This window comes from Klebsiella sp. G-Nf4, assembly GCF_002810615.1.
Taxonomy (GTDB): Bacteria; Pseudomonadota; Gammaproteobacteria; order Enterobacterales; family Enterobacteriaceae; genus Klebsiella; species Klebsiella variicola.
In genome coordinates this window covers 150,750-173,502 of sequence record NZ_PION01000008.1, presented here as the reverse complement: position 1 = coordinate 173,502, position 22,753 = coordinate 150,750, and the positions used below count along the sequence as shown (strand labels likewise).

Below are 22,753 nucleotides of genomic sequence, written 5' to 3'. Positions count from 1 at the left end.
CGATCGGGAAGCCCCCGACAGCCGCGCAGAGGCGCAGCGGCAATAATATAAGTACGCCCTCGCTTTAAATGTCGACAGCCCGCTGCCGACACCAATCAAACGAATTAAGTGTGGATACCGTCTTATGGAGCAAAACCCGCAGTCACAGCTGAAGCTTCTTGTCCAACGTGGTAAGGAGCAAGGCTATCTGACCTATGCCGAGGTCAATGACCATCTGCCGGAAGATATCGTCGATTCCGATCAGATCGAAGACATCATCCAAATGATCAACGACATGGGCATTCAGGTGATGGAAGAAGCACCGGATGCCGATGATCTGATGCTTGCCGAAAACACCGCGGATGAAGATGCTGCCGAAGCTGCCGCGCAGGTGCTCTCCAGCGTAGAATCCGAAATCGGGCGGACAACCGACCCGGTGCGCATGTACATGCGTGAAATGGGTACCGTAGAGCTGCTGACCCGTGAAGGCGAAATCGACATCGCCAAACGTATTGAAGATGGGATCAACCAGGTTCAGTGCTCCGTTGCCGAATACCCGGAAGCGATCACCTACCTGCTTGAGCAGTACGACCGCGTCGAAGCGGAAGAAGCCCGTCTGTCCGATCTGATCACCGGTTTCGTCGATCCGAACGCCGAAGAAGATATGGCGCCGACCGCCACCCACGTTGGTTCCGAACTGTCTCAGGAAGAGATGGATGACGACGAAGACGAAGACGAAGAAGACGCCGACGACGACAGCAGCGATGACGACAACAGCATCGATCCTGAGCTGGCCCGCGAGAAGTTCGCCGAGCTGCGTACCCAGTACGAGCTGACGCGCGACACCATCAAAGCCAAAGGTCGTAGCCATGCCGCCGCGCAGGAAGAGATCCTGAAGCTGTCTGAAGTCTTCAAGCAGTTCCGCCTGGTGCCGAAGCAGTTCGATTACCTGGTCAACAGCATGCGCAGCATGATGGATCGCGTTCGTACTCAGGAACGTATCATCATGAAGCTGTGCGTTGAGCAGTGCAAAATGCCGAAGAAAAACTTCATCACCCTGTTCACCGGCAACGAAACCAGCGAAACCTGGTTCAACGCTGCGGTAGCGATGAACAAGCCGTGGTCCGAGAAGCTGCTGGAAGTGAAAGAAGACGTGCAGCGCGGTCTGCAGAAGCTGCACCAGATCGAAGAAGAGACCGGCCTGACCATCGAGCAGGTGAAGGACATCAACCGTCGTATGTCCATCGGTGAAGCGAAAGCCCGCCGTGCGAAGAAAGAGATGGTGGAAGCGAACTTGCGTCTGGTTATCTCTATCGCCAAGAAATACACCAACCGTGGCCTGCAGTTCCTCGATCTGATTCAGGAAGGCAACATCGGTCTGATGAAAGCGGTCGATAAGTTCGAATACCGTCGTGGTTACAAGTTCTCTACCTACGCGACCTGGTGGATCCGTCAGGCAATCACCCGCTCCATCGCGGATCAGGCGCGCACCATCCGTATTCCGGTGCATATGATTGAGACTATCAACAAGCTCAACCGTATCTCCCGTCAGATGCTGCAGGAAATGGGACGTGAACCGACGCCGGAAGAGCTGGCTGAGCGCATGCTGATGCCAGAAGACAAAATCCGTAAGGTGCTGAAGATCGCCAAAGAGCCTATCTCCATGGAAACGCCGATCGGCGACGATGAAGATTCGCATCTGGGGGATTTCATCGAGGATACCACCCTCGAGCTGCCGCTGGATTCTGCGACCACCGAGAGCCTGCGTGCGGCAACGCACGATGTGCTGGCCGGCCTCACCGCGCGTGAAGCGAAAGTCCTGCGTATGCGTTTCGGTATCGATATGAACACCGACCACACGCTGGAAGAAGTGGGTAAACAGTTCGACGTTACTCGCGAACGTATCCGTCAGATCGAAGCGAAGGCGCTGCGTAAACTACGTCACCCAAGCCGTTCTGAAGTGCTGCGTAGCTTCCTCGACGATTAATCGTCGCGGGACAGCGCTCACAGCCTGTTAAAAAGCTCCCTGCGGGGAGCTTTTTTTATGGCGTTCTGGTGGCCATCCGAGGAAAGTGGCATATCTCCGCTACTGGCCGCGCGTCGCCAGGGCATCATCCAGTTCGCGATAGGCCGCCACCAGCTTATCAAGCGTCGCCCGGTTTAAGCCGCTGGGATTGGGCAGCACCCACACCTGAGTCATGCCGATAGTCATGGCCTGTTTGCCCCACTTCGCGCCGCGCTGGTTAAAGGCCTGCTCGAAGGCCTGCTTGCCGAGAACCGCCAGCGCCCGCGGCTGATACTCCTCTATTTTCCGAACCAGCTCACGACTGCCGCTGCGCAGCTCCTGCAGGGCGACCTCGCTGGCCTGCACCGTCGGACGCTCAACCAGCATGGTGATGCCGCAGCGCGTATCCAGCAGCTGCAGCTCCTCTTCCGGCCTCAGCAGCCGATCGGTAAACCCGGCCTGATGGATGACCTTCCAGAAGCGATTGCCAGGATGGGCAAAATGAAAGCCGGTATGGGCGGAAGACTTCCCCGGGTTGATACCACAAAAGACCACGCGCAGGCCCGGCGCAAGGATATCGCTAATCATGTTTTCTCCGGCTGTATGGCTAAAACATGATTATAAAGGATTGAAAATGCATTGTTTATAAAAACAGCAGCTGCGCGCTTTACGCTGGATTGCAACCGTCAGTTACTTTATAATCCCTCGCCACGGCCCCTTAGCTCAGTGGTTAGAGCAGGCGACTCATAATCGCTTGGTCGTTGGTTCAAACCCAACAGGGGCCACCAAAAATCAAGGGTCTGCGAGCAATCGCAGGCCCTTTGTCTTTTCCAGGATAACAACACGATATCGCGCAGAAGTATGATCAGATAAACCACTGCAGCCTCTGCATGGCCATAGTCAAAACAACAACCACTCGCATAGTCTTTATTTCAGAAATAATTTTATCGCTCAGCCTCCCCGGATCCTTAATACTCTTATCTCTCTTCACGGCCAGGTCTGCCAGCTCTTTTGCGCTTTTCGGGGACCAGCCCTAATTGAACTGAGCAATACGATATGCATCAGGCAGAACCGCTTTCATTTCGAATGATGGGTGCAGGTATTCCTTTTTCTGTATAGGTCAGTCTGTTATGGGTGTGACGCTTTTGCGATAGCGAATCCAGATTCTGATTGTCATTTCTGACTGTTCAGCCAGGGCGGCAACAAGCTCCTGCCTGCTAACGCTGTCTATCTCTCCTCAAACGATGACAACATTGCGCCACTCACCGTGACGTCAGTGACAGAAACTAAATCAACCGGACAACGTGGTAGCCAGGATACTTTACCTCCGGCAGTTGATACTTATAACGGTCGGTCATACTGCGGGTCGAAAACAGACAGTAGCAGGCCAATCAGATAACCCTTATGAAGTAACCAAAAATAGAGGAGCTAATCTGGTAACTGCCTTTTCAAAATAACACATGTTAATAAATAAGAATTTTCCCCTTTAAGGGGTCGGCAACATTCTCATTTATCAAAATGTCGTTTTGGAAAATAAATGGGTTTTAACATTTTTAATACATATAATTCACCATAAGCACCACAACCAACCAATAACACCATAAAAAAATGCCAGGACAATTAAAAACACAAGACTAATAAATTAAAACAAAATAAAAAACCAGAATAATGCAAACCTCAAGTGATTAATAAACACACCAGCATATCTCCCTCCCTGATAAAACACCCTGCGTCACAAATCATAACAACATAATTTTAAATAATATTTTTTAACACCCTCTCAATGTGTTACTAAATTGTGTTTACTAAGATTTGAGAACTAGCCCACATCAATAGGAAACAAAAATCAATACATCGATTTTGATTGCTTTAAACTATTGTAAATGGGCATCTATATACGTTAAAAATTAAACATGCAGCTGAACCCTGGCTGTATAAAAATAAAAAACAGCCAATAGATAGGTGCCAAAATCTCATGTTTACCATGGAGGCATAATTTACAAACATGTAATTTTATCTATTTGGCCCCCATCAACCACCAGAAAATTTAAAACGGAGCGATAACACACAGAGTCATACCAATCTAAAATGTGCCACCAGGGATTTCATACAAATACTGAAATAATTGCAAGAGCATCGTTGTCATTCATTAACAAGCACTTCCAATTGCTAATGAAAAATGATGCTATCGACGTTCTATGCTAATAAAACATGAGTTATTTATTAAAAATAACCTCGATAGCATTGTTATGTTTCTGATTATACCAATACAAATAAAGGAATTAAAATTATGCGTAACTCTAAACACACTCTTTCAGCGCTGATGCTGATCCTCTCTTCTGCAGCAGCAACTTCAGCAATTGCAGCTGACGGCACCATCACTATTAACGGCAAGATTACCGACACAACGTGTACTATTTCCGTTAATGGCGGAACGAATAGTGCAACCATAACCTTACCAACGGTTTCAGCTTCTACGCTGGCCGCTGCGGGCGCAACTGCCGGTGCAACGCCGTTCAATATCTCTTTGGGCGGCTGCTCCGGTACCGCTCTTGCTACGGCCAGCACCTATTTTGAACCAGGCGCCTATGTTGATAGCCAGAGCGGCCGTCTGAATATTGATTCTGGTGTAGCGGATGCGGCAAGCAATGTACAGGTTCAGCTGCTGAACTCTGCGCGTAACCCGATCGTCGCCGGCGCTTCCGTGGCCAATGGTCAAAACGATGTTCCGGTTGATATTTCTGGCGGTAGCGGCACCTTAAACTACTTCGCTCAGTACTACGCAACCGGCGCAGCAAATGCCGGTACCGTGACGACCCAGGTCGATTACACCATGGTTTACGAGTAACAAATCAGGGAGCAGGATTGCCTGCTCCCAATAATAATGAGGTTTTTTGATGTTTAAATATTTACTCTCCGGTTGCATCCTCATAGCCTCGAGTATTATTCCCTCAAGCGCTGTAGCGGACGTAGCAATTAACGGAACACGCATCATCTTTAATTCAAAAGATAAAGAAGCTGTTGTCCAGTTAAAAAACAATGGTAAGAATCCGTATTTGTTACAACTGTGGATTGATGATGGGAATCCTAAAGCTAAACCCGGTGAAGTAAAGGTTCCTTTTATTATTAATCCTCCAGTGGTACGCATCGACCCCACAAAAGGTCAGGCGGTGAGGATCATGTTCACTAATGCCGCCCTGCCCCAGGACCGGGAAACGCTGTACTGGTTCAATATGCTCGAGGTTCCGCCAAAACCCACTAGTTTAGTGGAGAGTGGCACTAACCTTTTACAGCTTGCCTTTCGAACGCGAATTAAATTGTTCTACCGTCCAACCAACCTTCAGCAAACTCCTCTGGAGGCTTATAAGAACCTTAAATTTACGTTGCACGGCAATACGTTAAATGTAAAAAATAAATCCCCCTATTTTGTTACATTCAGCAGCATCGAGCTCCGTAAATCAAAACATGCTGCGGTTGTCGCCACCGTTGATAATTTTCCGCAACGCATGCTGGCACCTCAGGGTGAAATGAGTCTCCCGCTGACAGCAAAAAGAGCTGAAAGCCTGAAAGGCCTCACACTTTTCTATAGTGTAATTAATGATTACGGAGGGGAAACCAAAAATGAGCAGGAATTGCCAAAATAATAACAAGAAAACTTCTTCAGTTCGTTTATCACGTATTGCACAACTGGTTATATTATCCATTGCCTTATCTCAAGCGGCATCAGCAAAAGAAAATGAAGAAGTTGTTTTTAATAGTGCATTTATGCGTTCAGCTATTGACGTTGGCGCATATTCCCAAGGTAATCCCATAGCCAGCGGGACTCATACGGTTGATATTTATGTTAATGATAAATGGAAAGGCCGTACGGACGTTAATTTTACCTATGACGAAGAGAACCCAATCGTTGCTAAGCCGTGTTTTAATATTAATTTGGTTTCCATGCTGGGTATGAACATTGATAAGTTAACCAGCGAAATATTACAAAAGCTACAATCGGCTAACGCTTGCCTCCGCGCTAAAGATATCGTCCCCGATCTGAGCGCCGAATATGATATTGGTACTCAGCGAATTAACATTCAGGCGCCACAGATTTATCTACTTCGCCATGCCCGGGGCTACGTCAGCCCTGAGCTATGGGATCACGGTATTCCCGCCGCGACGCTGCAGTATGATTATAACGCCTACCATTCCAGCATGTCCGGCGGCGACTCGCTGGAAACACAGTACCTGGGGCTACGCGGCGGCATCAACTGGGACGCCTGGCGTCTGCGCTACCGTGGCTCGTTTAACTGGAACAAAGGCCAGGGCTGGCAGTACGACAATACCAATACTTACCTTGAGCGTGCGATTATTCCACTGCGTAGCAGGCTGGTGATCGGCGAATCCTCCACCGACGGGAATGTGTTTGATAGCGTGGGCTTTCGCGGCGTGATGCTGTCGTCAGACGATCGGATGTATATGGATTCTCAGCGCGGATTTGCGCCGGTGGTCAACGGTATTGCCAACACCAATGCGCTGATCCAGGTGAGCCAGCGGGGCACACGTATCTATGAAACAACCGTGCCGCCGGGGCCATTTACGCTGGACGACCTGTATCCGACAGGGGTCGGGGGGGACCTGCTGGTAACGATTAAAGAAGCGGACGGCAGCGAGCGTCGCTTTACCGTTACCTACGCCTCTATTGCAGAACTTTTGCGCCCAGGCACCACCCGCTATACCTTAATGGGTGGACGCTACCATAATGCCTCCGTGGATGAAAAACCGGACATCATGCAGGGCACGCTGCGCCACGGCTTCAGCAACCTGATTACCGGCTACACCGGCATCCTGGGCGGCGAGAACTATCAATCGGTCGCAGGTGGCGTTGCCCTGAATACCTCTGCTGGCGCAATTTCGACGGATATCACCCACGCCCGCAGCACGTTGCGCGACGATATCAAGCGTGAAGGGCAAAGCTTACGCTTCTCTTTTGCCAAAATACTGCCGGTGGTGAATACCAACGTAACTCTCGCCAGCTACCGCTATTCTAGTTCGGGCTATTACGGTATTGACGACGCCATGAGGCTGCGCGCCGGGCAGTTACGCGACAGCAGCTGGTTCAACGATACCGCTAACCGCAAAAACCGCGTTCAGTTGAGTGCCACGCAAGATATCGACGATTCGTGGGGCAGCTTTAATATCAGCATCAGTAGCCAGGACTACTGGAACCGCAGTGGCCGCGATACGGAATACCAGTTCGGCTACACCAATGTATTCAAGCGTTTTAACCTCAACATTAACGGTAGCCGTACCTGGGACCTGATGAAGGACAAGTGGGATAATAAGATTGCGATCGGCATTTCGCTGCCGCTCGGCGACAGCGGCCGTTCGGCCTATCTCAACTCCACCTACATTCAGGAACGCGATCATCGGGGCATACAGAACTCGCTTGCAGGAACCGCTGGCGACAACCGCCAGTACAGCTATAGCGCCTTTGGTAGCGTAGACCGTTACAAGGATGTTGGGACCCGAACAACCGGCGGTCTGAGCGGCAACTGGACCTCGCCGTGGAGCAACATTGGCGGCAGCATGTCCGCAGGAAAGGGCTATCAGCAGTACGGGGTGAGTCTATCCGGCGGCGGTGTGGCATGGCAGAGCGGCGTGGCGCTGACGCCGGTGATGGGCGACACCATGGCCGTAATTGAAGCAGATCACGCTGCAGGAGCCAAAATTACCAATAACAACAGCCTGCGGCTAAACAGCTCGGGTAAGGCGGCTGTGCCGTATTTAACGCCGTACCGACAAAATACCATTGGGCTCGATCCGAAAGGCTTATCAAACGATATTTCACTGGAAGTTACCAGCCTGAATAGCGTCCCCACGGCGGGAGCGGTGGTCTTAATGAAGTATAAAACCGATGTCGGCCACTCTGCGCTTCTGACACTCAGACACCCGTCTACTGAACTGCCGTTTGGTGCATCCGTTCTTGATGAAGCTAACAATACCGTCGGATATGTCACCCAGGGAGGGCAGGCGTTTGTACGGGTGAAAAATGAGAACGGACAGCTTCACGTACGTTGGGGGAGTGGAGGAAACCAACGCTGCTCATTTAGCTACCGCCTGCCGAGCGGAAAATCAACGCCTGCCGGTGAGCTGCCGCAGCTTAACGCAGTTTGCCAGTAACAGGAGATGTGAATAATGAAAAGCATTTTGCGTATTATAGCCCCGTACCTGCTCGCTTTCAGCGGCTTATGTGGTTTCGCCCGGGCAGACGGAAGCTGGGTCGATTGCACCAGAACCAACGGCTATTATCAGTACTTTGACTCCGCTACTGTTCAGGTGGGCAAAGATGCGGAGGTGGGCGATTTACTCGGCAGTTGGTTCACCTCGTCGAATCCCACGGCGTGGACCTGCAACCATCGCACCGCCTATCAAGACTCGGATATCCCTGTTGCGGTACAGGCATATCCGCCCTATACCATCTGGAGTACTGCCCAGATCGATGGCCAGACCTACACGATTTACAACACTGCGGTAAAGGCCGGCCTGGGTTACGTCGCACGATGGCGTTATACGGTAAAGGGCCAGGTCAGCGACTGGTACCCGTTGACCGCCAAAAACGGCATTTACCAGACGCCCGCGCAGCTATTCAATGCCAGCGACAGCGGCAGTTCATGGAATGTTGGCGTCGATGTTCAGGTACGTTTTGTCAAGACCTCAACGTCGTTAACGGCGGGAAGTCTCAACATTTTTGACCCAGTTTATATGCGTCATTACCAAAGCTATCAGGGCAATACCTCCTTCGGTAGCGGCACCTATATGATCGCCCAGTTCCGCTCCGGCGGGCTGGTAATTTCAACCACCGGTGGAACCTGCACTACCCCCAATGTTACCGTCGATCTCCCCCCTGCGAGCCGGGCTGGCTTTACCGGCATCGGCTATACCACTTCGCGGACCGACTTTAACCTGGACTTTAAAAAGTGTCCTGCCGGCTTAGCCAGCATCAGCTATTTGTTTACCCCAAATTCGTCGATTATTGATAATACGCAGGGGGTCTTTGCCCTGAGCAGCGCCTCTACCGCCAGCGGGGTGGGCATTCAGTTGCTGAACGACCAGGATATACCCCTGTCGTTCAATACTGAGTATCTCCTGGACGATTATGATACCACCAAAAGTAATGCCAACTACTCGGTACCGCTGCGCGCGGGCCTTTACCAGACGGAAAATAACGTTACATCAGGCAGTATCAACGGGGCGGTAGTCTTTACCGTTCGCTACAGATAAATATCGCCACCGGGAGCGTACGTCATGGCCTTCATTACAAAATTGGCTTCACTTTTTCTGGTAATTTTTTTAACCGCCCCGGTAACGGCTGAAACCTATATTAACTTCACCCGCCTGGTGGTCAGCGAGCAGGATCGCGAGGTAACGTTTAGCATTATGAATGAGGGGAACAGTGCGGTCCTTATGCAGTTGTGGACCGACCGGGACAACTATCTGGATCGTCCGGAAATCATCAGAATGCCATTTCTTATCCAGCCGCCGGTTTTCCGCCTCAACGGACATGATTCCCGCATCGTGCGCCTACAGCTGGCTGGCGATCGCAGCACGTTGCCGACCGATCGCGAATCGTTATTCTGGCTTAACGCGCTGGAAATCCCGCCTGAGGCCGCTGGGGCCGGAAAAGGGGAAAAAATTCTGCTGCAGATGGCTTTCCGCACGCGCATCAAACTTTTTTACCGCCCCGCGGCACTGGCAAACATAACCCCCGAAAAGAACGTTAAGAAGATCGTCTCAACAACAACACGCTGCGATGGAAAAATATGCCTTAAGATGAGTAACCTCTCACCACTGCACTATACCCTGCTAAAAATTGTCCTCGATAACGGGGATGAGATCGGCAACCTGCCGGCCGACGGACTGCTCCAGCCATTTTCGTCGCTGAGTATTATGCTCCCGCAGTCGGCAACCCTCAGGACACAGCTGAAATCATTTACCTGGATTGACGATTATGGCATGGAGCGCAATCACTTAGGGCAGTAAAAGAAATCAGAAGCCACGAGATAAACACCATGCTGAGGGCTGTCCTTTGGAACTTGACTCATGTGCGACTCAGGAGGGCGGTATAGGTGAAGTCTTTTTGGCACTCCCTTTGATAGAAAACGGACAAAAACCAATAATCAGGAGGAAGGAATGGAACGAATGGAAGGATTCAGGATAGATGTGTCAGAAAATATTGCCCTGGAGGACCTGATATCAATTGAAAACGGTTTGAAAAATTTCACCGATCAAATTACCAATATTAGTGACAGAAAGCCTCTATCTGTGGTTATCCGCGAGACAAATAGTGGGAAGGTTCTTGGGGGAATACTCGGACGTTCTTCCCTGGGCTTACTGTTCATAGATTTTGTTTATCTACCACCAGAACTCAGATCAATGGGGATTGGGAAAGGGTTATTACAACGATTCGAAGATGAAGGCCGAAAACGAGGGTGTGTTGCCGGATTTCTGTACACCATGAATATCCACGCTCCAGGTTTCTACAAGAAAAGCGGCTGGGAGGAATTTGGAAAAATTGACTGTTTACCTGATGGCGCTTGCCGTATATTTATGAAAAAAAAGCTCCAGGCATGCTGGGATGAAGATTTTTTCATGGTGCCATACCATACCGATAATTAGCGTTTGATGCTGCTGCCATTACAATAAAAAAAGGTGCATTGACAAAGCTCATAATAAAGTCACTTTTGTTCTCTCGTTTAATCCGAAAGGTTAAAGAGTTACCATTTTCGACAAAGAATGAGGGATAATGCTTCATGAGCAAGAAATCTGGAACATTGTCCAGCGGATTTTTGTGGATGATATCATTTATCAAAAAATAATCAGTGGCGCTTTTTTTATTATAAGTAAAACGGACCTCTCGGCTGATGATATATGCAGCCTTGTCATTATTAACCTTTCCATTTATTAATATCACCCCAGTTCCTTTAGATAGGATAAACCGGTAGAATGCCTTAATCACAAGATCATCGTGATACAAACTATGATTAACTTCACAAGTGACATCATCATTAGCATAGACACCCGATGGAAGAAACATCAGGAGCATGCATATAGCAGAAAAAACAGATCTAGTCATTTTTATCCACAATGTAGGTTACAGAATCACATTTGAGGGTAGCTTGAGGACCACAGATAAAAATAGTCAACCGTGGTGAAGTCGAAAAATAGGAAACAAAATATTTTTTCCCGGCACTGCAATTGTATCCGTGACGTTGTAAAAAACCAACAACAAAATCATTATTATCGTTTCGGTCGTTAAAATAAACACAGGATGGCTCCTTGGCAAAATTACGATAGCCATCGATGGTAAACTCGTTCTCTTTATTGATAATCGTCCATATAAAGAAAGCAATAGATAGCAGGCCACCAAGTAACAGTAGCAGATAGACTATACGTTGAGAAAATATTTTTTTTACCACAACCGGTTCGCTAGCGGTCTCCGGTTGCGCCTCTCGAGCGGGCAGAAATGCAGCCTCTGAGGTCAGAAAAGCCGGGGAAAGTTCTGCACGGCGTAAATTATGCTTAACCGGTTGTTCTGGTTTGGAAATATCCTGTTGACGAAGTGGCGAAATGGTAGCCCCATCCTCAACAACTTTTTTTATTCTAACATACTTATTGACACGAATTCCCTTCCCTCTGACCGTGGTGAGTATTTCCTTCTGATAACCTAATTCCCTGAAAACCTTACGCAAATTAACAAAACATTGATAGTAAGCTGCATTGGATACGGTACGCATAGCATTCGTCCCCCAACCCGCCACCATGAGTTCAGGCTGGGTTACCACCTCGCCATGTTTCTCAAGTAAAAGTGTCAAACAACTGGAGCTGGCGCTATGCATAGTAAATGTTGATGAATTCTTTAAAGATAACAGCTGTTTCTCCTGAGGGGAGAAAACAATCTCATTATCAATAATATATTTATCCATACGCCCCTCAACAAAATGAAAGTACTTTTAATACAAAACATATCAATACATTAGCATAACTCCGGATGTTTTAAACGAGCTGCGTTAACGTAATTAACGCTTTATTTTAAAAAAATACTTCCCAATAGTTCGCAGTCTGACTAACACACAACTTTCTGAGTATAAGCAAAACCTTAGTTTTACTTATCATCATAACCAGTTGTTAAATAACAAGTTTTACTTATGTTTTAACAAAAAAAATTCACCATTTAGGAAAATGACCTTACTCTGCATCTCATAAGCCAGTGTGATGAGACATCAAACCCTCCCAGCATGGCGCTATGTCATTACCAGATTTTATTTTCGTGCACCGAAAGAAATTTTAATCATCAGCTAATTGAGCGATTGTGAATCCAGATGCATAAAGGCATACAAATTAAACCTCTATTTGATGCTTACATTATTAATAAAGCATTTAATTTGAATGTAAAACAAACGCGAACAGCTTCCAACAAATAAACAAAGGGGTTTTAATGATCTATCATATCATTTCAGATGACATTTTTTTCTTATTAGGAGCTAGCGCAGCGTTGAAAGCAGTAATCAAAGAAGGGTTTATCATAAGTAATAACATTAATGTAAATAGCTGGAAACACACTCGAGATGAAATATTAAAGACCCCGCTACAAAAAATAATAATATATATACACTGTTTCCGAAAACGCCGTAGAGTATTAAGACTGGCAGCTTCACACGATCTTAGCGTGATAATATTGACACCATTAAAGCTCAACGAAAATGATACAAATAACAATTCAATGCTTATTTCACCACAATGCTCAACTCTTGATTTTTTGTTTTCATCACTTAACTCAACCTCAAACTACAGCTATAAAAACGGTTGGAAAAAATCGTACAAAATAATAAAAATGCTATCTTCAGGAGTCAGTACGCATGAGCTTTCAACGAAATTAGGCATAAGTAAAAAGATGGTCTACACTATCAAAAATGATACTATCCGCAAACTAGGTCTTACTACGGCTAAAATAGATGGATTGCTTCTCTGTCGAGATATACTTGAAATGAATCTTATCAACCTACGCTGTAATAATATTAGGAAAAGTCGATAAGATAACAGAAAAATACCCGACACAGTATAACCATCACGGATAATCCCGACATTTTCGGACCAGTGATGATATTGGTTTTCATATTCTGCTGGTGATATCTGAGCGCGCGAACCATGCCGGTGCTTACTCTTATAAAACATTTTGAAGTCATCAAAAACATCACTGAGAGCGACTTACCGCGTTTCTGTAGCGGGAAAAAACTGTCTGTAACTGCTTTATCGTGACAGTTACCACGACGACTCATACTGCCTTCCTGGCAGTTTGATGATAGCGGATAAAATCCAGACGATCTTTCTACCTTGCGAGCTGATTACAAACCTTTAAATTTTAACTACATGATTTTTTTTATAAATTTCATCTTTCACACCAAGGCTGAATCAGTTCAACCAAATGCTGTCAATGATTCAGTAATAACAAATAGAAATAAGATATATCAATATTAGCAATGCTACTGGATACGACGTTTCTCAAGTCAGGTCAGCGATGCGGGCAATTGCGCATTTCCATCCCTGCTGCCCTCAGGATCGTTGATGTCGGACGGGCCGACTTGACGGTCGCGTTCATTCGGTCGACCACGAGGGCGTGGCGCAATGCCGGTATACTCATAGACTGGTTAAGTTGTCAGGGATGAAAGACAGCGATTGCCCTGCCACCGTCTTCATTGACATGATAATTGCAGCGCCTGTATTAATAGCTAACTCAAGCAAGAAGCGGGCTTTGCGAATTTTTTTGCGATGCGCATTCTTTTTCCTGCAGGTGGCTAGTCAGCATTAACCTGCAAGCCAAATGTTGGTGAATTGCTTATCCGCAATGAATGTGGCATAACACCGGTCCATAATAGAAAGAGTTTCCTTTTCATATTGTTGGCGCAACATCGAGGATTTGCTGATGCAATTAACGGTTCTGGTTGATAATAATACATTAATTGACAGGTATCTTGTCGGTGAGCCTGGTGTATCCTATCTGATTGAGCATGATGGACAAAAAATCCTTTTCGATACCGGATATTCGGATGTTTTTTTGCAGAATGCGCAAACGTTGCAAATTGATTTAACCACCATCGATAGTATCGTTTTATCGCATGGGCATAACGATCATACCTGGGGCCTCAATCATTTAACCCAACATTATGATCGCCTAAATTTCACGCCTGAGAGAAAGATAAACTTAGTTTGCCATCCAGATGCATTAAACCCAAAGTATTTTGATGCAAAATCTATAGGGATCAACTACAGATTCGATCAAAATGATCTCTTCTTCGATAAAATTTGCAGCAAAAAACCTTATCCACTCACTGAAAACATCATCTTTCTTGGTCAAATACCAAGGGACAATAAATTCGAGATGCTGACACCGGTAGGCCAAACGGTGGATGATAACGGCGAAATCACTGATGATTACGTTATGGATGATTCTGCGTTGGCAATAAAGACAGAAGAGGGACTGGTGGTAGTCACAGGCTGTTCTCACGCGGGAATAGCTAACATTATCGAATATGCCAAACAGGTTACCGGAGAGAATCACATTGTGTCGGTCATTGGCGGATTCCATCTGCAAAATGCCGATGAAGATCGCCTCACGCAGACAGGGGATTATCTTAAAGCATTATCCCCAGATTCCCTCTATCCATGCCATTGTACCGATCTTGCGGCTAAGATTAGCCTGGCGCGTTTTATCAAAATCAACGAGGTCGGCGTTGGGCTAAAACTAGATTTTTCTGCCGCCGGGAAATGAATGCAAAAGAAGGTAGCCGGCACGCAGGAGAGCAAACGGCAGCAGCGGCAGCAACCAGGCTCGTTAAAATTCAGGTCAATATCTGAAAAATAACCATAGCCTGCGCCAGCTGATCAAAATCAATACTCCCCTCTCGCCCCTCTTATATATAACCCGTTGACTCACAAAAAGGATGAAATGATGAAAATACGGGATATATCAATCAGTACCTGTCTGGCACTGTTATTAATGGGTTGCGTAGCTAAACCGCCAATGGCGACGGAAAGTGAAATGAAAGAGGCGGCCGCCTTTGCTTTTAATGTCGATGCTTCGCAGGTGACAATTTCCGATGCGAAGCAGCAGGATGTGAAAACCAACTTTGTGGCCACTATCGGCAAAACCAGCCATCGTTGCTATGTGACGAAAGCCGCCGAGCCGAAACTTTACGGACTGATCCCACTGGGCGGCGGCAGCACTGTCTCGGATGCTATCTGCGCCGGCAGCAACCCGACGCCAGCGAGCAAAACCTGCGACGCCCTGTCGAAAAAAGCGGGCCGCTGCTGAGTCTTTGCGCAGGAGAAGGCCGCTGACTGCACACTTAGTCACTTTTTCTGCCGCTTTACCGCGGTCGCTTAATTCAGCGACCGCACCTGCTGGTAAGAGTTGAGCCGTTCACGCAGCGAAGTCAGCCACGCATCTGGTTCCTGGCGGCAGATTTCGGTGAGGATCGGCGTCAACACCAGCTCAGCTTCATGAAAGTCGGTCCACTCCGGCGGCTGCAGTGAAAAAGGATCGTTCATCAACCAGATCACCATCGGCGTCCAGGTGCGCGGGTCCAGCTGCAGATAATCCTGACAGCGCATCATATCGCGGGTCTGCACCACGTCGGGCGCTACCTCCTTTCCCACCGCCGCGCTACTCATTGCCAATACGATGATTCCTGCCATCAGACGTTTCCAAACCCATTTTCGCCAGAGAGTGTGCTTTTCTTTTGCCATTGTTATTATTTTACCTGCCAGCTGTCACCGGAGAGAATTCCCGGCAACTCACCTTAAAAAGAGCAGATTAATCGTTTGCATTTTTTTTAACAGCAGACAGCGCTGAAGTCAGTGAACGCCTGTTCCTACAACTGTCATCCAGATATGCAAATATATTCAACAAGCACTCATCGACAATATTTTCCCGGCCGAAAACGATTTGTGTTACAATTGCGCCTTATTCCGGCACCTATAAAAATAATCCCCGCCGCACCTGCACCAGGCATCGCTATTCTTTTTTATATCAGGATTTACGCCCCCATGAATGCGATAATCATTGACGATCATCCATTGGCACGTATTGCCATTCGCAACCTTCTCGACACTAACGGCATTACCGTCGCGGCAGAACTCGACAGCGGCGCTCATGCGGTGCAGACCGCAGAAAGCATGCAGCCTGACCTGCTAATCGTCGACGTCGATATTCCCGAGCTCAGCGGCATCGACGTTCTGGAGCAGCTGCGCAAACGCCGCTACCAGGGAAAAATCATCGTCATTTCCGCAAAGAATGAACGGTTCTACGGCAAACGCAGCGCCGACTGCGGGGCCAATGGTTTTGTGAGTAAAAAAGAGGGAATGAATAATATTCTCGCCGCGATCGACGCGGCCAATAATGGCTACAGCTATTTCCCTTTTTCACTGGAGCGCTTCTGCACACACGGCATCACCGATCAGGACCGGCTGGATACGCTGTCAACGCAGGAGATGAAGGTCTTCCGCTATATCCTCTGTGGCGTCGACTACACCACCATCGGCAGCAAAATGAATATCAGCAATAAAACGGTAAGTACCTATAAGGTCCGTCTGATGGATAAATTAGGCTGCAGCTCCCTGCTTGAGCTTTATGACTTTGCGCAACGCAATAAAATAGGGTGATGGCATGGTGGTTCGTCTTATTTTATCCGTCGTTGTCGGGCTGACGCTGAGCCTCTCTCCTGCCGCGTATGCCATGAAACAGCTGGAGCTGAAGAGCCATTCTCATATCGCGGCGATCGATATCCCGCTTAGCGTTAAGGAGAAAGCCTGGCTTGCCGGACAACCGACGTTGACCATCGGCACCTGGCTTCCCGAGATGACGCCCATCGTCTATGACGGCGATGAGGAAAGCTATCAGGGGATTAACGCCGACTATCTGGCGCTGATGAAGCGCAGCCTCGGACTGAAGGTGATTATCCGCCAGTATGACACCGAGCAGCAGGCGCTGGCCGCCCTGGACGATCGGCAGGTCGATACCTTGCTCACTCAGGTGGCGCACCGGGATGCGCTCACCGCGGGCCTGGAGCGAACCGCGCCGCTGATTAAAACCTGGCCGGCGCTGGTTACCTCGCTGAAATCCCCCCTGCCGCCGCTGACCACTGACCGCCGCGTTACGCTGGCCTGCACCCGCGAATGCGCCTTTTTCGATATTATTCAGCAGGCGTTTCCCAACGCCAAAATCACCCTTTACGATAGCGACTACCAGGCGCTTGCCTCGGTGGTCAGCGGTGAAAATCAGTATTTCATTGGCAACAACATCACTACTGGCCACTGTATCTCGAAGTATTTCTCGCAATCGTTGGTCATTGCGCACTATTTTCGTCAGCAGGAACAACACAACAGCTTCGTCACCCGCGACGATCGGCCGGAGTTACACCAGATCCTCGATCGTTTCATTCATGCCATCGACAGCGATACCGCGATGCGGATCATGCAAAACTGGCTCAACCGCGGCGATCTGTCGTTTCTCAATACCCCCCTCCCCTTTAGCGCCGAGGAGCAGCGCTGGCTGCAGAAGCATCGTCGCGTCCGCCTGCTGGTCAACCCCTACTTTCCGCCCTTTACCCTGGTGGATGACGAAGATGAGCTACGCGGCATCATGGCCGATATGCTGAATATTTTCTCACTGCAGACCGGACTACAGTTTGAACCCATCCTGGTGCGCAATCGCCACGATCTGGCAAAGCGCATGGAAAAAGAGGACTGGGCGATCATGCCCGCCGCCGCCCTCAATTCGCAGCCGCAGGCCTACGTCACCCTCAGCGATCCGCTCATTAACGTGGCCTTTGTGCTGGTCGCTCGCGGCAGCGCGCCCGACCCGCATCTGCTGACGCGATCGGCGCGGATCGCCCTGCCGGTGGGGCCGATTGCCGCCCACGACCTGAAAGCGCGCTTTCCACAGGTCAACTGGGTAGAGACAGATAACGTTGGTATCGCCATGAAGATGGTGGAGGAAGGCGAGGTGGATGCCGCCGTGGCCTCGGAACTCTCCGCCCGCTATATGATCGATCACTACTATCCGCAGGGCCTGCACTACACCCGCATCGACGGACTCCCGGTCGCCGCCATTCGGCTGGCCATCCCGCGCGATGAACCGGTGCTGGCCGCCATTCTTGGCAAAGCGCTGCAGGCGATTCCACCACGGGATATTCTGCAGATGACCGAGAAGTGGTCGAAAATATCCAGCCAGCAAATTGAGAACTGGAGCCAGTACAGCCGACAGTTTTACCAGTTGATCGCCTTTGCGCTGGTGCTGATCGCCATCAGCCTCGGCTGGGGACTCTCCCTGTGCCGGGAAGTGCGCAAACGCAAAGACTCCCAACAGCGGCTGGAAGAAGAACTGGCGCAGAAGGAGGCGCTCTCCCGGGCGCTGGAGCACGAGAAAGATAAAGCGATTCAGGCGACAAAAGCGAAGAGCCGCTTTCTGGCCAGCATGAGCCACGAGCTGCGCACGCCGGTGAGCGCCATTGTCGGCTTTCTGGAACTGCTGGCGAACCCGGAGCTGAACATCGGCCAGCGTAAAGAAGCGATCGAGCTGGCGGGGTCAACGGCGCAAACCCTGCTGGGGCTTATCGGCAATATTCTTGATATCGACAAGATTGAATCGGGAAAATACCAGGTCACCCCGCAGTGGAGCGATGTCGCACAGTTAGTGTCGCAGCAGTGCCACACCTTCGGCGCGCTGGCGCAGCAAAAGGGCATCGTTCTGCACCACCATAACGCGCTGCAGGAAGGGACCATGCTGTGGCTCGACCCGCAGGCGCTACGGCAAATCCTCAATAATCTCATCGGCAATGCGCTGAAGTTCACCGTCGAGGGCGCGATTCAGGTCAGCTGCCGGCTGGTGCAAGCGGATGAGACGCAGGGGGAGCTGACCCTCACCGTCAGCGACAGCGGCTGCGGGATCAGTGAAGCAGAGCAGGCTACCCTCTTCCACCGCTATGCTCAGGCACGCCAGGGGCGCCAGCAGACCGGCTCCGGACTGGGGTTGGTCATTTGCAAAGAGCTGGTTGCGCTGATGCAGGGTCGGCTGGAGATGGTCAGTCGCCCGGGTGTAGGGACAACTTTCACCCTCACTCTGCCGGTCAAGGCGAGTCGCTGCGCGATTCATGCGCCGCAGGCCTTGCCCGCCAGGCCGCAGGCCCTGCCCGGGCTGGCGATTTTGATAGCGGACGACCATCCCACCAACCGGTTGCTACTTAAACGCCAGCTCAGCACCATCGGCTATAGCGTCGATGAAGCCTGCGACGGTGAAGAGGCGGAGAATAAGCTCGCCAGCAAACATTACGATTTGCTGATAACGGACCTCAATATGCCGAAGAAAGATGGTCTGGCGCTGGCGGCCTCGTTACGCCGTCGCTATCCGGGCCTGGTCATTTGGGGCGTGACCGCCAGCGCACTCCCGCAGTCGCGTGAGGCATGTCTGACCAGCGGGATGAATATGTGTCTGTTTAAGCCGGTGTCGGTTCAGACGCTGAGCCATGAGCTCAGCCGTTTAGCGGAGGGCCGCGCATCTCCTAACGTCACCCGGCACCTGAAGCTCAGCGTGCTGACCGAAAATACCGGGGGAGACCAGGCGCTGATGACTGAAATGCTGGAGACGTTCCGCGATGCGTCGGCCACAGATTTGCAGGCCGCCGGACAGGCTATCGTCCGGCATGAACCGCAGATCTTTCTGCGGGCGCTGCACCGTCTGCACGGTTCAGCACAAATTCTGGGGATTACTGCGCTACAGCAACTGTGCGCCCCTTTTGAGGCTAAGCGACCTGATTCGCTGACGCCGGAAAGCTGTCTGGAGGTGGTACAGCACATCACCGGCGTCATGCGCGAGATCGACGGCGAAATCAACGCCCTGATCGGCCGCTAGCCGTTCCGCTCGGGCAGTCCGCTGCCCGAGCGTTAAGGGGACATCCTTGTCAGTTTCTTCCTCTGCGCTCTCTCAGGGTGGAACGAGGATCAGTTACCTGCCACCAGCATCTCGCTATCCACCACAATGCCCTCTTCAGCGCCTTTCAGCACCAGATTCGCTTCGTAATACTTCCCGGCTTTCAGCAGTTTTTGCGCCTGCGCCACCGCTTTGCGGGTCTGGTTGAGCGGCATCAGATACTGGTTCTCGATCACGCCAATGCCGGCCAGGCGCAGGGTATCGATAGCCCCTTTCTGGTCACCTTTCGCCAGCTTTTCGTTGGCAGATTTAATGGCACTCTCTTTTTCCGGCGTGGCCACGTAGTCTTCAGACAGGGCGACGGTCGCGTTGATCACCACATAGCGATCGGCGATCATTTTTGCTGTGGCGTCAGTTTTCACGAACTTTGCCCAGCTGGCGTCATCGGCGGCCAGCAGCGCGGCGGCGTCGTCTGTCAGTTTTTTGGCGCTATCCGGCTGGCCGTGGAACAGCGCCAGACGGGCAAACTGGACGTCGCGCATTGCGTTCGCGCCCTGCACCGCCACCTGCAGCACATCGGCAGCTTCTTTCTGAACCTGTGCCGTGGCCGCCGTGGCTGGCGCTGCCGTCGCGCTGTCTGCCGCCCACACCGGAGAGGTACTCATCATGGTTGCCAGCAGGCTCGCCAGAATAACTTTTTTCATTGTTGACTCCTGATTAAAATCGGTAAGCATCACCAAACGCAGCCAGCTTAAAAAATATCGTGGTTATTGAGAATCAGAGCCCGGAAGCGATATTGCGGGCCTTGTCTGACAGCTGTCAGACAAGGCGTATAAAGTGACCTCGGCGCTCTTATTTACGCCAGGCGATAGCGCGGCCTACTATTTTCATTAGACATTTATTTTGGCCCGCTGAATAAACCATACATTTATTTCAGCGCCAGGCCGCCAACTGGGATCTGCGGAGCAATTATGTTTATGTTTAGCCATTACACCTTAAATGCGTTTAGCCCACGCGTCTTCTTACGATATAAACGGCATGCCGGCATGATGGCCGCCCTGCTGTTTATCTGCGGGGCTTGTTGCCTGGCCTGGCCGTTGGTCGCTGGTTGGTATCTCGCCGTCGTCACCGGCATGTTGTTGATGATCTGTGGTTTCTATTCGCTGTACAGCTTGATTGTCTTCCGTCAGCAGCACTGGAAATCGCGCCTGGTGGCGCTGATCTTCGCCATTGCCTGGATCGTGCTCGGCCTGAGCTTTGTCGTCAATCCCCTCAATGGCATGAGCAGTCTGGCCTTCTTATTCGGCTTTTTATTTGTTCTCGGCGGTATTTCCCGCATCGTCAGCGGATGTAAAACCCGAAAACAAAGCGGCGCTGGCTGGAATATTTTTATCGGTTTGCTGGATTTAATTATCGCCTGCCTGTGGCTGGCAATGAACCCGCAGCAAAGCTGGTTATTTATCACCGCTTTTATCGGCGTTGAAATGATATTTAGCGCCATCGGCTTTCTGGTCCTGCGCAATAAGATGAAGCATGCTCAGGCTTAAGCCGTATTTTATCACTGGAGAAGAAAATGAATTTACCTAAAGCACTCGTGTTGACCGCGGCGGCCACCACATTCTGTCTGATGACCAGCCCGGCGTTTGCGGTTCAGGAAACCACACCGCAGAATATGACCTGTCAGGAATTTATGGATATGAACCCGAAAAGCATGACCCCCGTGGCCTTCTGGGTCGTGAATCGCAACACCGACTTCAGCGGCGGCGACTATGTCGACTGGCATGAAGTCGAGACCGTCTCGGTGCCAAAAATGTTGCAGCAGTGCCACAAGAACCCCGCCGCTAAACTCGGCGACCTCAGCGCGGCCATCAAAAAATAATCCTGCTCCCCGGCGTCCCGCCGGGGAAAGTTAACCTCGTTACCCGCCGTGACGCGGCAGGCCCCGTCTCACTTATCGATACCGCATTCGCACGGCAGATGGTGGCCGATAAGCTTGCGGTATAAAAACGCCCCCATAATCGCCCCCACCACCGGCGCCAGCAGCGGCACCAGAAAGTAGGGGATCGCCAGCCCGCCGGTAAAGGCGATCGAGCCCCACCCGGCCAGACCGGTAAACAGTTTAGGGCCGAAATCGCGCGCCGGATTCAGCGCAAAGCCGGTTAGCGGTCCCATCGACGCGCCGATCACAGCGATCAGTAAGCCAATCAGCAACGGCGCCAGCGGCCCGCGCGGAATTCCGTTGCCGTCGTCGGTCAGGGCCATGATCATCGCCATCAGGATAGCCGTAATGGTGGTCTCCACGACAAACGCCTGTGTAAAGGTGATATGCGCATGCGGGTACGTGGAAAAGACCCCGGCCAGGTTAAGGCTGGCGGCAGTGCCGCGAACGATATGCTGACTCTGTTCAAGATCGAGAAACAGCTGACGATAGAGCCCATACACCAGCGCGGCGGCGCAGAAAGCCCCGGCCGTCTGCGCGACAATAAACGGCAGTACCTTGCGGCGTTCAAAACAGGCGAACAGCCACAGGGCAATGGTCACCGCCGGATTAAGGTGCGCGCCAGAGACGCCGGCCGTCAGGTAGATGGCCATGGCGACGCCAAGGCCCCAGATAATACTGATCTCCCACTGACCAAAGCTGGCCCCGGCGACCCGCAGCGCAGCGACACAGCCCGCGCCGAAGAAGATGAGCAGTCCGGTGCCAAGAAACTCGGCCACGCACTGCCCGGTTAAGGTAGAAGTCTGGTTCATTATCGGCATCCTGAAATAGCACGTTAAAGAGAGAGGCTGGCGCGAGCGCC

21 protein-coding genes, 1 tRNA gene and 1 pseudogene are annotated in these 22,753 nt (G+C 50.5%); 15 read left to right on the top strand and 8 right to left on the bottom strand.

Annotated features, from left to right (window positions below):
* The first annotated feature begins 124 nt into the window (after positions 1 to 124).
* Positions 125 to 1,966: an RNA polymerase sigma factor RpoD gene (gene rpoD, locus CWM57_RS17610; protein WP_074387563.1), complete on the top strand. Its 1,842-nt coding sequence runs from the start codon at positions 125 to 127 to the stop codon at positions 1,964 to 1,966.
* 99 nt (positions 1,967 to 2,065) lie between these two features.
* Here rpoD and mug read toward each other — a convergent pair whose 3' ends face one another.
* Positions 2,066 to 2,572: a G/U mismatch-specific DNA glycosylase gene (gene mug / locus CWM57_RS17605; protein ID WP_061153269.1), complete on the bottom strand. Its 507-nt coding sequence runs from the start codon at positions 2,570 to 2,572 to the stop codon at positions 2,066 to 2,068.
* 124 nt (positions 2,573 to 2,696) lie between these two features.
* Here mug and CWM57_RS17600 point away from each other — a divergent pair.
* Positions 2,697 to 2,772, top strand: a tRNA-Ile gene (locus CWM57_RS17600).
* A 332-nt stretch (positions 2,773 to 3,104) separates the two neighbouring features.
* Here CWM57_RS17600 and CWM57_RS28450 read toward each other — a convergent pair.
* A complete protein-coding gene (locus CWM57_RS28450) occupies positions 3,105 to 3,215 on the bottom strand; it encodes a phage head closure protein (protein ID WP_100676285.1) in 111 nt (36 codons plus the stop codon).
* Between the two features lie 1,059 nt (positions 3,216 to 4,274).
* On the opposite strand from CWM57_RS28450, the gene CWM57_RS17590 reads away from it, so the two are divergent.
* The 6 genes from CWM57_RS17590 to CWM57_RS17565 all read left to right on the top strand — a co-directional run bounded on the left by CWM57_RS17590 (position 4,275) and on the right by CWM57_RS17565 (position 10,645).
* Entirely contained in the window at positions 4,275 to 4,832 is a 558-nt protein-coding gene (locus tag CWM57_RS17590; protein ID WP_100631932.1) for a fimbrial protein, read from the top strand.
* Positions 4,833 to 4,881: 49 nt separating this feature from the next.
* Positions 4,882 to 5,628, top strand: a complete 747-nt coding sequence (locus CWM57_RS17585) for a molecular chaperone (RefSeq protein ID WP_100676273.1) — start codon at positions 4,882 to 4,884, stop codon at positions 5,626 to 5,628.
* On the top strand, positions 5,606 to 8,149 hold the full coding sequence (locus tag CWM57_RS17580) for a fimbria/pilus outer membrane usher protein (RefSeq protein WP_100631934.1): 2,544 nt from the start codon (positions 5,606 to 5,608) through the stop codon (positions 8,147 to 8,149). The genes CWM57_RS17585 and CWM57_RS17580 overlap by 23 nt, the downstream gene beginning before the upstream one ends.
* A gap of 15 nt (positions 8,150 to 8,164) precedes the next feature.
* Complete coding sequence (locus CWM57_RS17575; RefSeq protein WP_100631935.1) at positions 8,165 to 9,250, top strand: fimbrial protein; 1,086 nt, start codon at positions 8,165 to 8,167, stop codon at positions 9,248 to 9,250.
* 24 nt (positions 9,251 to 9,274) lie between these two features.
* Positions 9,275 to 10,009, top strand: a complete 735-nt coding sequence (locus CWM57_RS17570) for a molecular chaperone (RefSeq protein ID WP_100631936.1) — start codon at positions 9,275 to 9,277, stop codon at positions 10,007 to 10,009.
* 159 nt (positions 10,010 to 10,168) lie between these two features.
* Positions 10,169 to 10,645 carry a GNAT family N-acetyltransferase gene (locus CWM57_RS17565; protein ID WP_100631970.1) on the top strand — a complete coding sequence of 159 codons (477 nt, stop codon included), beginning with the start codon at positions 10,169 to 10,171 and terminating at the stop codon, positions 10,643 to 10,645.
* Here the strand turns inward: CWM57_RS17565 and CWM57_RS17560 are convergent.
* Both CWM57_RS17560 and CWM57_RS17555 read right to left on the bottom strand, forming a co-directional pair.
* Positions 10,617 to 11,102: a hypothetical protein gene (locus CWM57_RS17560; RefSeq protein WP_100676272.1), complete on the bottom strand. Its 486-nt coding sequence runs from the start codon at positions 11,100 to 11,102 to the stop codon at positions 10,617 to 10,619. The genes CWM57_RS17565 and CWM57_RS17560 overlap by 29 nt on opposite strands.
* Positions 11,095 to 11,952, bottom strand: a complete 858-nt coding sequence (locus tag CWM57_RS17555) for a winged helix-turn-helix domain-containing protein (RefSeq protein WP_100631938.1) — start codon at positions 11,950 to 11,952, stop codon at positions 11,095 to 11,097. The genes CWM57_RS17560 and CWM57_RS17555 overlap by 8 nt, the downstream gene beginning before the upstream one ends.
* Before the next feature lie 512 nt (positions 11,953 to 12,464).
* On the opposite strand from CWM57_RS17555, the gene CWM57_RS27200 reads away from it, so the two are divergent.
* Complete coding sequence (locus CWM57_RS27200; protein ID WP_133122281.1) at positions 12,465 to 13,061, top strand: hypothetical protein; 597 nt, start codon at positions 12,465 to 12,467, stop codon at positions 13,059 to 13,061.
* 47 nt (positions 13,062 to 13,108) lie between these two features.
* Here CWM57_RS27200 and CWM57_RS17550 read toward each other — a convergent pair.
* Positions 13,109 to 13,332 (bottom strand): annotated as a pseudogene (locus tag CWM57_RS17550) (IS3 family transposase); the annotation flags it as partial.
* Positions 13,333 to 13,949: 617 nt separating this feature from the next.
* Between CWM57_RS17550 and CWM57_RS17545 the strand changes: the two are divergent.
* Both CWM57_RS17545 and CWM57_RS17540 read left to right on the top strand, forming a co-directional pair.
* On the top strand, positions 13,950 to 14,795 hold the full coding sequence (locus tag CWM57_RS17545) for an MBL fold metallo-hydrolase (RefSeq protein ID WP_008806543.1): 846 nt from the start codon (positions 13,950 to 13,952) through the stop codon (positions 14,793 to 14,795).
* Between the two features lie 270 nt (positions 14,796 to 15,065).
* Positions 15,066 to 15,338, top strand: coding sequence for a hypothetical protein (locus CWM57_RS17540; protein ID WP_032691249.1), 273 nt, complete (start codon positions 15,066 to 15,068; stop codon positions 15,336 to 15,338).
* Positions 15,339 to 15,406: 68 nt separating this feature from the next.
* Here CWM57_RS17540 and CWM57_RS17535 read toward each other — a convergent pair whose 3' ends face one another.
* Positions 15,407 to 15,772, bottom strand: coding sequence for an HdeA/HdeB family chaperone (locus tag CWM57_RS17535; protein WP_165784219.1), 366 nt, complete (start codon positions 15,770 to 15,772; stop codon positions 15,407 to 15,409).
* 300 nt (positions 15,773 to 16,072) lie between these two features.
* Between CWM57_RS17535 and evgA the strand changes: the two genes are divergently transcribed.
* Positions 16,073 to 16,687, top strand: a complete 615-nt coding sequence (evgA, locus tag CWM57_RS17530) for an acid-sensing system DNA-binding response regulator EvgA (RefSeq protein WP_074387553.1) — start codon at positions 16,073 to 16,075, stop codon at positions 16,685 to 16,687.
* 4 nt (positions 16,688 to 16,691) lie between these two features.
* On the top strand, positions 16,692 to 19,934 hold the full coding sequence (locus tag CWM57_RS17525) for an ATP-binding protein (RefSeq protein ID WP_100676271.1): 3,243 nt from the start codon (positions 16,692 to 16,694) through the stop codon (positions 19,932 to 19,934).
* A gap of 89 nt (positions 19,935 to 20,023) precedes the next feature.
* On the opposite strand, the gene CWM57_RS17520 is transcribed toward CWM57_RS17525, so the two are convergent.
* Entirely contained in the window at positions 20,024 to 20,686 is a 663-nt protein-coding gene (locus tag CWM57_RS17520; protein WP_165784224.1) for a YfdX family protein, read from the bottom strand.
* A 237-nt stretch (positions 20,687 to 20,923) separates the two neighbouring features.
* Here CWM57_RS17520 and CWM57_RS17515 point away from each other — a divergent pair, with 237 nt between their 5' ends.
* Together CWM57_RS17515 and hdeB are read left to right on the top strand one after the other, a co-directional pair.
* Positions 20,924 to 21,499, top strand: coding sequence for an HdeD family acid-resistance protein (locus tag CWM57_RS17515; protein WP_061153259.1), 576 nt, complete (start codon positions 20,924 to 20,926; stop codon positions 21,497 to 21,499).
* 26 nt (positions 21,500 to 21,525) lie between these two features.
* The gene (gene hdeB, locus CWM57_RS17510) at positions 21,526 to 21,831 is read left to right on the top strand and encodes an acid-activated periplasmic chaperone HdeB (RefSeq protein WP_100631943.1); all 306 of its coding nucleotides are present in this window, start codon (positions 21,526 to 21,528) and stop codon (positions 21,829 to 21,831) included.
* A 68-nt stretch (positions 21,832 to 21,899) separates the two neighbouring features.
* Here the strand turns inward: hdeB and CWM57_RS17505 are convergent, their stop codons facing one another.
* Positions 21,900 to 22,703 (bottom strand): MIP/aquaporin family protein, encoded by an 804-nt coding sequence (locus CWM57_RS17505; protein WP_100631944.1) that lies wholly within the window; start codon positions 22,701 to 22,703, stop codon positions 21,900 to 21,902.
* Positions 22,704 to 22,753 lie beyond the last annotated feature (50 nt).

Excerpts from the sequence above, each read along its gene's own strand:
- CWM57_RS17520 (WP_165784224.1), bottom strand. The coding sequence starts at position 20,686 with ATGCTTACCGATTTTAATCAGGAGTCAACAATGAAAAAAGTTATTCTG.
- CWM57_RS17505 (WP_100631944.1), bottom strand. The coding sequence starts at position 22,703 with ATGAACCAGACTTCTACCTTAACCGGGCAGTGCGTGGCCGAGTTTCTT.
- CWM57_RS17535 (WP_165784219.1), bottom strand. The coding sequence starts at position 15,772 with ATGGCAAAAGAAAAGCACACTCTCTGGCGAAAATGGGTTTGGAAACGT.
- CWM57_RS17545 (WP_008806543.1), top strand. The coding sequence starts at position 13,950 with ATGCAATTAACGGTTCTGGTTGATAATAATACATTAATTGACAGGTAT.
- CWM57_RS17540 (WP_032691249.1), top strand. The coding sequence starts at position 15,066 with ATGAAAGAGGCGGCCGCCTTTGCTTTTAATGTCGATGCTTCGCAGGTG.
- evgA (WP_074387553.1), top strand. The coding sequence starts at position 16,073 with ATGAATGCGATAATCATTGACGATCATCCATTGGCACGTATTGCCATT.
- CWM57_RS17570 (WP_100631936.1), top strand. The coding sequence starts at position 9,275 with ATGGCCTTCATTACAAAATTGGCTTCACTTTTTCTGGTAATTTTTTTA.
- rpoD (WP_074387563.1), top strand. The coding sequence starts at position 125 with ATGGAGCAAAACCCGCAGTCACAGCTGAAGCTTCTTGTCCAACGTGGT.
- CWM57_RS17555 (WP_100631938.1), bottom strand. The coding sequence starts at position 11,952 with ATGGATAAATATATTATTGATAATGAGATTGTTTTCTCCCCTCAGGAG.
- CWM57_RS17515 (WP_061153259.1), top strand. The coding sequence starts at position 20,924 with ATGTTTATGTTTAGCCATTACACCTTAAATGCGTTTAGCCCACGCGTC.
- CWM57_RS17590 (WP_100631932.1), top strand. The coding sequence starts at position 4,275 with ATGCGTAACTCTAAACACACTCTTTCAGCGCTGATGCTGATCCTCTCT.
- CWM57_RS17575 (WP_100631935.1), top strand. The coding sequence starts at position 8,165 with ATGAAAAGCATTTTGCGTATTATAGCCCCGTACCTGCTCGCTTTCAGC.
- hdeB (WP_100631943.1), top strand. The coding sequence starts at position 21,526 with ATGAATTTACCTAAAGCACTCGTGTTGACCGCGGCGGCCACCACATTC.
- mug (WP_061153269.1), bottom strand. The coding sequence starts at position 2,572 with ATGATTAGCGATATCCTTGCGCCGGGCCTGCGCGTGGTCTTTTGTGGT.
- CWM57_RS17525 (WP_100676271.1), top strand. The coding sequence starts at position 16,692 with ATGGTGGTTCGTCTTATTTTATCCGTCGTTGTCGGGCTGACGCTGAGC.
- CWM57_RS17560 (WP_100676272.1), bottom strand. The coding sequence starts at position 11,102 with ATGACTAGATCTGTTTTTTCTGCTATATGCATGCTCCTGATGTTTCTT.
- CWM57_RS17565 (WP_100631970.1), top strand. The coding sequence starts at position 10,169 with ATGGAAGGATTCAGGATAGATGTGTCAGAAAATATTGCCCTGGAGGAC.
- CWM57_RS27200 (WP_133122281.1), top strand. The coding sequence starts at position 12,465 with ATGATCTATCATATCATTTCAGATGACATTTTTTTCTTATTAGGAGCT.
- CWM57_RS17580 (WP_100631934.1), top strand. The coding sequence starts at position 5,606 with ATGAGCAGGAATTGCCAAAATAATAACAAGAAAACTTCTTCAGTTCGT.
- CWM57_RS17585 (WP_100676273.1), top strand. The coding sequence starts at position 4,882 with ATGTTTAAATATTTACTCTCCGGTTGCATCCTCATAGCCTCGAGTATT.